The organism is Maribacter sp. (assembly GCF_049667165.1).
In the GTDB taxonomy this organism is placed as follows: Bacteria; Bacteroidota; Bacteroidia; order Flavobacteriales; family Flavobacteriaceae; genus Maribacter_A.
This window is the reverse complement of the sequence record NZ_JBATHS010000360.1, coordinates 1-1,851: the sequence shown is the minus strand read 5'-3', so window position 1 is coordinate 1,851 and position 1,851 is coordinate 1. Positions and strand designations below refer to the sequence as shown.

At 43.9% G+C, this 1,851-nt stretch carries 1 protein-coding gene and 1 pseudogene; both read right to left on the bottom strand.

What is annotated here, in order from left to right:
* Positions 1-1,334 (bottom strand): PQQ-dependent sugar dehydrogenase (locus tag WBM98_RS16405; protein ID WP_424367100.1); only part of this gene is annotated, 1,334 nt, incomplete at its 3' end.
* Between the two features lie 33 nt (positions 1,335-1,367).
* Positions 1,368-1,851: pseudogene (locus tag WBM98_RS16400) on the bottom strand (glycosyltransferase family 2 protein); the annotation flags it as partial.

Sequence of the window (1,851 nt, the reverse complement as noted above, 5' to 3'; positions counted from 1 at the left end):
CCCATGGACGCTCCGTCATAATCCTCAACCATATCCCTATTTTCGCCCCCAGGCCTAATAATGACCAAATCGTTCCGTCCCATCCGGGCCACGATCAGACACCCCTTTGTCCTTCCGTCAAAAGTTTCACTTCTATATTCCAATATTCCCGTAGGGGCTATATGGGGGCCAAAATCATAGGTAAATCCCCTAAAATTGGCATCAGGTGCTACCCCGTTATATTCAAAATTATCCAAAGCAGCATCCCCTTGATTCAATACGTATTCTCCCCTAAGGGGATTGGGATGCCCATAATAGCCACCAAGGGCTACCCGTGCCATAAAATCATTTTGATCGGGTTGGGCACCGATCACCGTAGGGATATCTTTTGGCCCCCTATAGTTTATTGTTGGATGCGGGGGAATATAATAGGGAGATATAGGATTTGAGGTCGGGGTATTTTCATTCCCCCCTGAGCCATTAATGGTGGCATACAATTCGCCATTGCTATGCCAAACCAAATCATAGGCATTCCGTAGGCCCGTGGCATATATCTTTAAAGGTGCCTTCTCATGATAGGGGTCGTAACTTCCACCACCGTCCACCGTCTTTACCGAAAGTGGTAAGGTTTGGGGTAGTTGATTTGGGTCAAGACATAAGATAGCACCGGATAACAAGGCCTCCCGGGAAGGTTCTTGATCGCTTTCACAATCGCACCACCCCATACCCGTATTGGCCCCCTGTCCAAAATAAAGTTTACCATCGGGCCCAAAGACAATGGAATTTGCAAAATTCTCCTGGTTCGGACCAAAACGGGGCAGGTCTTTGATCACCCAGTCATTTTTCAGGACCTCATCGGTCGTATCATCCAAATGCAAACGGGCCATACTACCGGCCCACTTTGCTGTATCATAAACCTTTGGAGCATCGGGAAACGTAACCCAACTCGTAGGAACTTCCGAATACGTGGTCCAAACGATTAAACTATCCGATCTCGAAGCTGGATCAAAAGCCAAACCAATAGTCAATTTAGATACTTTTCCAAAAGGCTTGAATGTATGCTCCAGCCGTAAATCCCCCGAAGGGTGCATCAGAAACCGCATTATTTTACCATCTATGGCAGCTGCATACAATTTATGATCGGGGCCGATCACCAAACTTGTAAACTGCCCCTTGACCCTATCACCTAATTCGATTTTTTGGAACATGACCCCTTCCATCGTACCTTTGGGCGTCGTGGCATATGCCCGAAATTTTCTTTTAACGTATCTGTTTAACCTATTCGGATAAAATACAAGAATAACCAATCCCATTGACAGTAATACAACCAGTAATTTTTTTATTTTACCATTCATTTTACATCATTCTATATATACCCCTTGGGGTAGCTATACCTTGATTTGATAGTTTTGGAATAAATAGTGCTTTATTTTATCCGTGTCATCGCCACAGGCTTTTTTTATCTCATATACCTTGGCATCGACCAAGGTGCGGTACCACCAACCTTGTAGAAAATGCCATAAAAAACCTTCCTTCCCTTGGGTAAAGCCCAGTTTAAAGACATAGCGATATACAAAATAGAGGAATGACCGCCAAAAGAGTGGCATGTTGGCGTACTTTTTCTTCTTATCCCTTTTGGATTGGGCATCCGCGGACATTTCATATTGTTGTGCCGTTGCTGACTTTGGGGTTAGAAAACCATACTCCAAATTTAAAAGATCGATAGCCTCCCGAATGGAATACCCATTATGTTTTTCAATCCACCATCCTAAGGGATTTAAATTATGATCCACAAAAAATCCATCAAATTGTATGCTCTTTCCTTGGGTCAATACGATATGTTCATCCATCCAACGCTCTTCACAGAAACCA